This window comes from Mycobacterium sp., assembly GCF_002863225.1.
Lineage (GTDB): Bacteria > Actinomycetota > Actinomycetes > Mycobacteriales > Mycobacteriaceae > Mycobacterium.
The window spans coordinates 1-9,244 of the sequence record NZ_PKEK01000078.1 but is presented as its reverse complement, the minus strand read 5'-3'; the positions used below and the strand labels follow the sequence as shown (position 1 = coordinate 9,244).

The following is a 9,244-nucleotide window of genomic DNA, read 5'->3' as shown; positions in this document are numbered from 1 at the left end:
TGTATCAGACGTCGCTGCGGGGACGCCCGGCCGCCGGGCAGCGCACCGTGACCTTGGTGGTGCGATTCGACACGCGCAGCGCCGAGGTGCTCCCGGGGCTGACGTGGCGCAAAGATCCGGTCGCGGCGGCTGTTGCCGCATCTCAGCGTATTACGCGCGAACTGTGCCAACACAATTGCCGAGCGCGGCTGTTGACCGCCGAGCAGATGGACGCGGCGACCGCGGCCAGCCTGGGCGGGGCTGACCATCTGCGCTCGTCGTACCGCGAGGGCTGGACGAACCTTCAGCGCGCCGGGAAAGCTTATGTCACAAGCTATTTCTTCAGCGCCGACGACATCAACGCCGACACGCTGGACAACGTGTGGACCTATCAAAGTGACCACACCACGCTGGTCATTGGTTTGCGATGTGACGCGGCCGGAACGGTGCGTGCATCGGCGTTGGTCCGGTTGACCACCGTGCAGCCCTTGGCTGCTGCGCCCACGCTGGCGCTTAACGCGATGCCGGGACGGCAGTGGGAGGCGGTGGCTTTGACGCTGCCCGGTAAGGCGCGGCTGTCGCTGCCCTCCGCGCCGGTTACCGACGATTTGGACAGCGCGGTGGTGCCAGGTGCCTCAGGTGTGTTGCTCGGCGAATTCCGCAACGCCATGTTCTTGATGCCGATTTCTGATCCGGCGGCGCCGACCCGCATCGCGTTGCGCGCCGACGACGACAAGGCGGTCAAGCAATTCATCCGCCGCGCTGCGGCCTCCGGTGAACACGTTGCGGTCTTTGACCCTGCCGGCGTGTGGGCGATGACGGCACGTTCGCCGCGTATCTGGATCACCCGCGACGTTAACGCCAGGCCGCCACATCAGCCAACGATGGTCGTGCACAACGGCAGTGGCGACGAATTCCCTCGTGCCCGAACGATGGTGCGGGTCGGCGATGGCGCTGCCAACGGAGTGCCTGACATCCGCATCGAGCACCAGGGTGATCGAATCACGGTCAAGACGGCTCGTTTTCGGACCACCGTTGCGTCGGTGTCGTTCCGCAACGAAGAAGCCTATCTACGCTGATTCGCGGCGAATGTCGCAGTGATGATAGACGAACACCGCTGCGGGGCGGCACGATCGGGGGCATGGCCTACGACACCTCGGTGCTGCTGAGCGAATCCGAGCTAGCGGTGCGGCGCCGCGCTGTCCGGTTCTTCTGGGTGGTGCTTATCGCGTCGAGCAGTGCGTCGATTGTCGGCAACGCGATGCACGCGATTGTTCATGCTCATTCGGTGTCCCCGGTATTGGCCGCGGCGGTGGCTACGGCTCCGCCGCTGGTGCTGCTGGGGTCGATCGAGGGTTTGTCGCTGCTGGTCAAGGCGCGCCGCCGGTCAACGCTGACCTACTGGGCGGCGTTGGCGATGGGCCTAATGCTGGGCTTGGCGGCGTTCCGGTTGTCCTTCGATGCGTTGCGGGACCTGGCAGTCTTGTGCGGGCTTCGTCCAGGCTTGGCGTGGCTGTGGCCGCTGGTGGTCGACGTCGCCAACACACAGGCCGCCGTGTCATTGCTGGCGTTGAACCGTCAAGACCCTCAGGAGGATTCGCTAATGGGCTATGAGATCGAGGAGGCGTCTGAGTTCCACGATGCCGACGAGTTCGCATCGCACAACCCTGATGAAGGTAGCGAGGCCAGTGTCGTCACGATGGTCCCGGCGCAGCGTCAATTGGCCACCGGCCGCAAGCACGCCGCAGGCGACAACGATCATGCAGTGCACGCGGTCATCGCCTCGAACCGGACAAAACAGCCTCCAGAGGTCGTCCGCAGGATTTTGGCACTTCACGCCAACGGTCATAAGACCACCGACATCGCCGGGTCGGTCAAGCTGCACCACACCACCGTGAGCCGCATCATCGCTACCGCGATGGACCGCAGGACAGCGGTCGGCTGAATCTTTGTGCCATGAAAGCTGAGTCGGCGATTCGAGAGGCCACCTCATGTTAAGCGACGACTACAGCCCGTACTGCGGGCTGACCTACGACAAGAACAACCGGGTCCAGCGCGCCGCATCGGCCCCGCACATTGTCGTCAGCGCACCGACGCGCACCGGTAAGACACGGCGCATCCTGGCCCCGGCCGCGATCTTGCACCCAGGCCCGGTGGTCGGGGTGTCCTCGAAACCGGACCTCGCCGAGCTGATCATCACCAAGCGCTGCATGGGGGTGACTGGCGTCATTGATCTGCGGCCTGAACAGACCGAGGTGTGGCCAGATGGCGTGCAACGGATGGTCACCGATCCCACCCGCACCATCACCGACGCCCATGAAGCGCTCACGGTCGCCGAAACGATGCTGGCCACTTCCGGGGTTGGGTTCAGCGGTGCGTCGGGCGGCAACGTCGCCGCCGGCGGCCTGTGGGAGACCCAGGCCGCGCCGCCGTTGGCGTGCCTGCTCTATGCCGCCAGCCCGCTGGGCAACAACTTGGGTATGCCCTGGGTGCTCGATGCGGTGCAGAACTTCGGGATAGTCGACCCCAACGACGCGGACGCGGCAGCCGCGGAAGTGGGTGCGCCGTCGTGGCTGACGGCGTTCGGGTTATGTGACCAACCCAAGCTGGCCAACCCGCTGTACTCGGTGATCGCCGGCATGGATTCACGGCTGCGCGACAGCATCAAAATCACCGTCTCCAAGGCCGTAACACCTTGGCTGCGATTGGGTTTAAGCGCCGATGAGAACGTGGCCCGCCTGAGCGCGGTGGAGCGCATCAAGGCCGACTCGTTCGACGTCCGCATGCTCGATGACCCGGACGCGACCCTGCTGGTGATCGCGCCGAACACTGGCACGGTCGCCGGCGCCGCGGTCGCGCTGATCGACTCAATCATCCGCTACTTTCGTCGCAGGATGGCCAACCATCAGCTCACCCATCGTCTGCTTCTCGAACTCGACGAGGTGTGCAATTCGTGCCCTCTGCCTGACCTGTTGACCTACGTCGGCGAGTCGGCCGGCCTGGGGGTCAACATCCTGGCCACCGTGCAGGCGTCCTCCCATTTCGACGTGGTCTACGGCCCAAAATACGCTGACGCGCTGCGCGATATGTTCCCAGGGACATTGATCATGTACGGGGCGCACGAGCGCCACCTGCTCGAACAGGCATCGCACTGGCTGGGCGAAACGACCCGGCGAACGGAGTCCTACGACGCCGGCGGCGGTGGCCGCAGCCAATCGTCACAATTCGGGCAGGCCATCGACTGGCAAGAGCTGCTCCCGCAAACACGGGAAGAGGCGCAGCTTCTGCAGCGGGGAACTGCGGGGGAGCGGGTTCATATTCCGGATTGGACTGAGCTGCTAGGCATTTACGATGACGCTGTCGCTCAACGCTTGCAGCGGGTCCGCTGACTGCGTTGCGGCACAACCTTTCTGGCCTACCCATATTGCGCCAACGGTTGCTCGCTGCTTGACCGGGTCATCGGGAACAGCCCTGCAGACCTCCGATGGTTCTAACTGTCAAGTCAGCCGAGTGTGGTGTCGCTCAATTCAGCGGTAGCCTGTTCCTCGCCCGGTATCTTGAGACGGAGTCGTTTTGCCAGGAGAAGCCCGAGTGTGGCGTTCGGGTTCTGCGACTATCGGCAATGGAGACGTCTCGGATCTAAAGATTTGGGAGTAGTCAGATCTTGTCTCGCATGATCGTTGCCGCGAAGGTTTGGCGAGTAGACATCGCTGTGAAATCGAGGGATCAACCGCGGACCAGGACGGGCTTTAGCTCGTTGTACCTGTAGGCGTAGATTTCCGTCGCGGATTCATCGAAGGTGACGGAGACATCGAATTCATCTGCGTTATAGAGCGTTTGAACGACGCGCCCGATTCGTCGGTGGTGTTGATCGCCAGGTAGGGCGACCTTAATGTCGTTGCCCGGATGCATTTTAACGATGCGCCGTTGGCGCCGGGCCGCTGTGGCCGCGAGTTCCGCGCGTCGCAGAAGCTTGGCCGACAGGGACAGCGTGATCGCAACGACCAACGAGATTCCCGCGATCGCCTGGGCGACGTTAGCCGCTGAGGCTCGACTGTCCAGAACTAGTCCGCATGCAGAAAGCCCGAGCGGGAGGGGTTGTTCCTTTGTGACGTATTCCCGGGTCGGGTACTCCGCGAGTTTTCCGCAGGCCACTGAGCCGCTCATCACCGGCGAAAACATCAGGAACACGCTGGCGATCACTGCAAGCCCCACAACGATGAAAGCGACCCGCGTCGCGATCGTGGCGACGCGCGACAGTGCTCCGAGCGGTCGGACATCTCGGCCAGAATTCGCGGAGGTCGGCACACGGATATTATGCCGCTCCTAGCTATGGTGAAGGCGTCAACGTGCCGTGTCCGCAGCTAATCGACGTTGGAGGCGGGGGTGTGCTGGAACTGGTATTAGGCAATTTGTGCGCCGAAACTCCTGCATGTCGAGCCGAGCGCGAACTTTTTGGTGGTGTCCGGTAACCGATGATTACCGGACACCTTCGCCGGCTGTTGCGCCTGCTGACCCCGGTGGTTTCGCTGCGCACGATCGTCATCGTCGCCGCGCTATCGGTGGTCGGGGTCGTTGTGTTTCTGGGCACCTGGGTGTGGGTCGGCATCACCAATAACCAGTACGGCCAGCTGGATCGGCAGCTGGACTCAGTAAGCACTCTGGGCGATGTCAGCGCGTTGGGCGGCCGACACAACGTCGGGGCGGATCAGCCTATGCCCGACGGTATGGTGCGCACGGTTCGAATTAACGGCGCCACGGTATCGAAGCCCCGCAACATCACCCTCCCGGGGTTCGCCGACGGCTACACGACCACTACGGTCAACGGCGTCCAGTACCGAGTCCACACCTTCACCACGGGCCAGGCCTCCATCGCGATCGGCGCTCCGATCACCGAAGCCCGCCAGGCGATCAGACAACTGCATCTGAGAGTGCTGTTGATCTGCGGTGGCTTCATTGTTGGCACCTTCATCGTCGGATCGTTGATGTGGTCGGTCATGATCAACCCGTTCCGGCTGCTAGCCCAGCACGCGCGTGCGATCAACGCCCAGTCCAACCCCGAAGAGGTTCAGGTCCACGGGGTGTGGGAGGCCGTCGAAATCGCCGAAGCGGTCGAAGGGATGCTCGCCCGGATCGGCACCGAGCAACAACGCACCAAAGCCGCATTTGAATCCGCCCGCGACTTCGCCGCCGTCGCCTCCCACGAGCTACGGACCCCGCTCACGGCGATGCGCACCAACCTGGAAGTACTGCACACCCTCGACTTACCCCCCGAGCAGCGCAAGGAGGTGACAGAAGACACCATGCGCACACAGAGCCGGATTGAGGCCACCCTCGCCGCCCTGGAAAGGCTCGCGCAGGGCGAATTAAGCACCGCAGACGACCACGTTCCCCTCGACATCACCGAGCTTCTCGACCGCGCCGCCCAGGACGCCACGCGTGTCTATTCGGGCCTGAGCGTGACGTTGCTGCCGTCGCCCACCGTATTGATGCTCGGCCTACCGACGGGGCTGCGACTGGTGATCGACAACGCCATCGCCAACGCCGTCAAACACGGCCAAGCCACCCAAGTCCAGCTCTCGGCGGTGACTTCCCGTGCCGGCGTCGAGATTGTGGTCGACGATAACGGCTCCGGCGTCCCCGAAGAGGAGCGTGCCGTCATGTTTGAACGCTTCACCCGTGGATCGAAAGCGTCACATTCAGGGTCGGGACTCGGGCTTGCGCTCGTCGCCCAACAAGCCGAATTACACGGCGGCACAGCCTCACTGGAGGACAGCCCGTTAGGCGGCAGCCGACTAATGCTGAGACTCCCGGGACCCAAACGGGCTTAACTCGCTCCTGCACCAACCTTGGATGAAATGTGTACCAAGGCTCGACGACGATCTGATCTGTTCCCGCGTAGGCAAATGCGCGAACGAATACGCAACCGGGAACAACAAGACACGCCTAAGCCCAACCCCAGATAATCAGGAATTAGAGGGCGTTTTGAGGCCCTCTAGAACGCAGAAGATGACTGTCTCGGCCTCGTGTGAGGCTGCGTCGGGGTCTGCCGCGTCGGTGACGTACAAGACGGCGTTGTAGAACATGCTGAAAAATATTTCGACGGTGGCCTCAATCGGCACTGGGCGTGCGTAGCCGTTAGCCACAAAGCTCTCGAGTGTCGCACGCAGGAACGGCAAGGTCTGCTGCTCGTTGAGTTCGCGTACGCGATCCCAGCCCAAGACGCTCACGACCTGGCGGAGCAGCGCACGGGCATCGCCGTCAGCGACGTAGCTGCGCAGAAACAGACGGATCGCAGTCTCGACCCTTTCCCATGGCGGCTTTTCGGCTTCGGCGGTCATTGCGTCGATGACTTTGGCCACGACAGCTTCTTGGCTGGCTCGGAACAGTTCGATGAAGATCTCGCGCTTGTCGCGGAAATGGTGATACACGGTGCCTTTGCTGGACTGCGCCAGCTGGGCGATCTCGTCGACGGAGGTCGCGTCGAAGCCATTTGAGACAAACAGCGTCTTGGCGGCATCGAGCACGGCCTCGCACGTCAGCGCGGCATATCTCACGCGTCGACTGACCTTGACATCACTCACCGACGCGATAATACTCATCGACCATGGGTCACTAATAGACTGATAGTCAATTAATGACGGCGCGTCGATAAGTTGCCGCTCAAGGAGTGCGTAGGCGACGTCGAGCCCACAAGATCGTTGTCGGTTCTCGTATCGGCCGCGGCGGCAGCTTTCGCGCGGTGATGGAAGGGGCTGCGATGAGTAAGTTGGGTTCGCGCGCTGTTGTTTTAGGAGCCGGCATGGCGGGGCTGTTGACCGCCCGCGTGCTGTCGGACTTTTACGGGTCAGTGACGGTGCTGGAGCGAGACCGGCTGCCTGATCACCCGATCCATCGCAAGGGGGTGCCGCAAGGACGCCATCTGCACCAATTCCTCACTCGCGGCACACAAGTGCTCGGTGAGCTCTTCCCGGGCATCCTCGATGAACTCGTAGCCGCCGGAGCCGTTATCAACGACCCGTCACGGATATACACGCGGGTAGGCCGCTACGAGCTCGACAGCACCGGCAAGCTGGCCGATCCCCAGTCGCTGGTGTATTACCAGGCAAGCCGCCCCTTCATGGAGTTTCACGTTCGCCGGCATGTCGCCGCCATCGACAACGTCACCTTTCTCGACGGGCACGAGGTGGTCGAACCGGTCACCACAGCCGATGCCGTCACCGGTGTGCGCGTTACCAACCGCAACAGCGGCATCGCGACCATTCTGGATGCCGATCTCGTTGTTGACGCCATGGGCCGCGCATCGCGCACACCGGCCTTCCTGGAGAGGCATGGCTTTGGCTCGCCATCAGAGAAACAGATAGCGGCGAGTTGGGCCTACTCCGGCCAACTGATGAACGTCCCGGACGGACAAATCGCCCAGCGGATGGTTTCGATGATCGACCATCAAAGCAGCGCAAGCCGTCTCTTGCTCTTGGCTTACGAAAACAACACCTGGATCCTGGCCGTCGGCCACGCCGTCGGTCATGGAGATCCGCCGACCGACTTCGCGGAATTGCTTGCCACAGCTGAGCAATTCATTCCCCCGGCGATCATGACCGGTCTCCGCGATGCCACACCCATCGGGGATATCGCCATCTTCCGTAACACCGCCGCGGTATGGAGACGCTACGACCGAATGTCGCATTTCCCGGCCGGCGTGATGGTGATCGGCGACGCGCTGTGCACGTTGGATCCCATTTGGGGGCAAGGCATGACGATGGCCGCCATGCAGGCACTCACCCTGCGCGACTGCCTACGGGACGGCGGCACCGACCTCCCGCGCCGCTTCTTCACCACCGCTGCCGGACACATCGGTTCGACCTGGGCAATGAACCAGGCCAACGACCGAGCTCCATCCACCGTCGGCACAACGGGCTCGCTGCGTCAACGAATCAGCAAGTGGGCCACCAACGCTGCGTTGAACGCCGCTAGCAGCGACACCACCGTCACTGAACGGATCTTCCGCGTCGCCAACCTCGTCGACCCGCCCACACGATTACAAGACCCCGCCCTCATACCGCGCATCCTCCTCGCCAACCTCCGACACCCACGCGGCCGACAAGCCCCCAAGGCGCCTCAAGTGCCGCGGGCTTCGTAAGCCGCTAGCGGACGGGCGACTTGTCTCATTAGTAGAGAACGCGTGTTGGGGCGACGCAACTGGCGGCGGTTCCAGAGCGGTGCGGCCAGACCGACCATCAAGCAAATGGTTACCTCCTTATAGGGCGGACCCCGACGTCGGTGGGTAGTAGTAGCGTCGGTGCCGCCAGCAACATCGGTGATGGGCGAGGTCGGGAGGTTGGCGGTGAGCGGTAAGCCGCGGGTGCACGAGCTGGCCAAAGAGCTAGGCGTGCCGGCCAAGGAAGTGTTGGTGTGGCTGAAAAAGCAGGGCGAGTTCGTCAAGTCAGCAAGCTCGACAGTTGAGCGCCCAGTCGCCCGTCGTCTGCGTGCGGAATATCAGGCGAAGAGCGCCCTGGGCGGCAGCCGCGGTGCCGACGTCAAGTTACGATCATCAGCGAATCCCAGAACCAGCCCAGTCAGGCAGGCGACTTCACGGGCGGACGGCTCACCGCCTGCGCCCCTGTGGCTCACGCCCTCTCAGAGAGCTAGCGTCTGCAAGCGCTTTCGGTGGGCTTCCGCTGCCGGCCATGACCAGGCAGCGATCAGCCGGCTGTATTCCGAATGTGAAGCACAGTACGGGGTTTCGCGGGAAGCGCTGCGCGATGCCGTCGCGGAAGACTTACGCCGCTACCCCGGCGAGTACGTGCCCAAGCGACAATCCCGAAAGGGGGATGGGCTGGCGCACCCGCTCGCCGGCGGATCCGCATCGGTAATGGCGCGGGTCGAGGGCAGTCGCCCTCGACCGCGGACCGACATCCTTCTACCGGAGGTTGACGCTACGGACCTGGAGAGCGTCGTCGACCTAATCGTGAACGTCGACGCCAGCCAAGACGATCGGGATGAAGTCGCAGCGTGTGTGCAGGACTTCATCCCCGACGATGCCGGCTGCTATGGCTACCTCGCGTGGCGGTACTCCGCGGACCACCGCCGCGCGTACCCGGACCAGTCATCATTAACGGCTCATCACGACCTGGCGGTCATGGCGCACGTCATCGACACCGAGAAGCAGCTCGCCGAGCAGATCACCCACGCCCATGGTGCCGTTCTTGAACAGCCGGTCCTGGCGAACCGTGTGCTCGATGCTGAGTTCAGCGACCTCACCGAT

General features: G+C 63.0%; 8 protein-coding genes. 6 read left to right on the top strand and 2 right to left on the bottom strand.

The genetic code is table 11. From position 1 onward, the window contains the following. The 3 genes from CYU59_RS23680 to CYU59_RS23670 form a co-directional block, all read left to right on the top strand. A partial coding sequence (locus CYU59_RS23680; protein WP_293003415.1) for a type VII secretion protein EccE occupies positions 1-1,058 on the top strand: 1,058 nt, incomplete at its 5' end. A 62-nt stretch (positions 1,059-1,120) separates the two neighbouring features. Then, a complete protein-coding gene (locus CYU59_RS23675) occupies positions 1,121-1,924 on the top strand; it encodes a DUF2637 domain-containing protein (RefSeq protein WP_293003413.1) in 804 nt (267 codons plus the stop codon). Between the two features lie 46 nt (positions 1,925-1,970). Beyond that, a complete protein-coding gene (locus CYU59_RS23670) occupies positions 1,971-3,368 on the top strand; it encodes a type IV secretory system conjugative DNA transfer family protein (protein WP_293003411.1) in 1,398 nt (465 codons plus the stop codon). Between the two features lie 337 nt (positions 3,369-3,705). Here CYU59_RS23670 and CYU59_RS23665 read toward each other — a convergent pair whose 3' ends face one another. Further along, positions 3,706-4,287 carry a hypothetical protein gene (locus CYU59_RS23665; protein WP_293003409.1) on the bottom strand — a complete coding sequence of 194 codons (582 nt, stop codon included), beginning with the start codon at positions 4,285-4,287 and terminating at the stop codon, positions 3,706-3,708. Between the two features lie 167 nt (positions 4,288-4,454). On the opposite strand from CYU59_RS23665, the gene CYU59_RS23660 reads away from it, so the two are divergent. Beyond that, positions 4,455-5,810, top strand: a complete 1,356-nt coding sequence (locus CYU59_RS23660) for a HAMP domain-containing sensor histidine kinase (protein ID WP_293003407.1) — start codon at positions 4,455-4,457, stop codon at positions 5,808-5,810. Between the two features lie 135 nt (positions 5,811-5,945). Here the strand turns inward: CYU59_RS23660 and CYU59_RS23655 are convergent, their stop codons facing one another. Beyond that, positions 5,946-6,506, bottom strand: coding sequence for a TetR/AcrR family transcriptional regulator (locus tag CYU59_RS23655; RefSeq protein ID WP_293003405.1), 561 nt, complete (start codon positions 6,504-6,506; stop codon positions 5,946-5,948). Between the two features lie 218 nt (positions 6,507-6,724). Here CYU59_RS23655 and CYU59_RS23650 point away from each other — a divergent pair, with 218 nt between their 5' ends. Further along, the gene (locus tag CYU59_RS23650; protein WP_293003403.1) at positions 6,725-8,119 is read left to right on the top strand and encodes an FAD-dependent monooxygenase; all 1,395 of its coding nucleotides are present in this window, start codon (positions 6,725-6,727) and stop codon (positions 8,117-8,119) included. A gap of 204 nt (positions 8,120-8,323) precedes the next feature. Continuing rightward, on the top strand, positions 8,324-9,244 hold a 921-nt coding region (locus tag CYU59_RS23645), incomplete at its 3' end, for a translation initiation factor IF-2 N-terminal domain-containing protein (protein ID WP_293003401.1).

Coding starts and splice junctions, on each gene's coding strand:
- CYU59_RS23670 (WP_293003411.1), top strand. CDS start 1,971: ATGTTAAGCGACGACTACAGCCCGTACTGCGGGCTGACCTACGACAAG.
- CYU59_RS23660 (WP_293003407.1), top strand. CDS start 4,455: ATGATTACCGGACACCTTCGCCGGCTGTTGCGCCTGCTGACCCCGGTG.
- CYU59_RS23650 (WP_293003403.1), top strand. CDS start 6,725: ATGGAAGGGGCTGCGATGAGTAAGTTGGGTTCGCGCGCTGTTGTTTTA.
- CYU59_RS23675 (WP_293003413.1), top strand. CDS start 1,121: ATGGCCTACGACACCTCGGTGCTGCTGAGCGAATCCGAGCTAGCGGTG.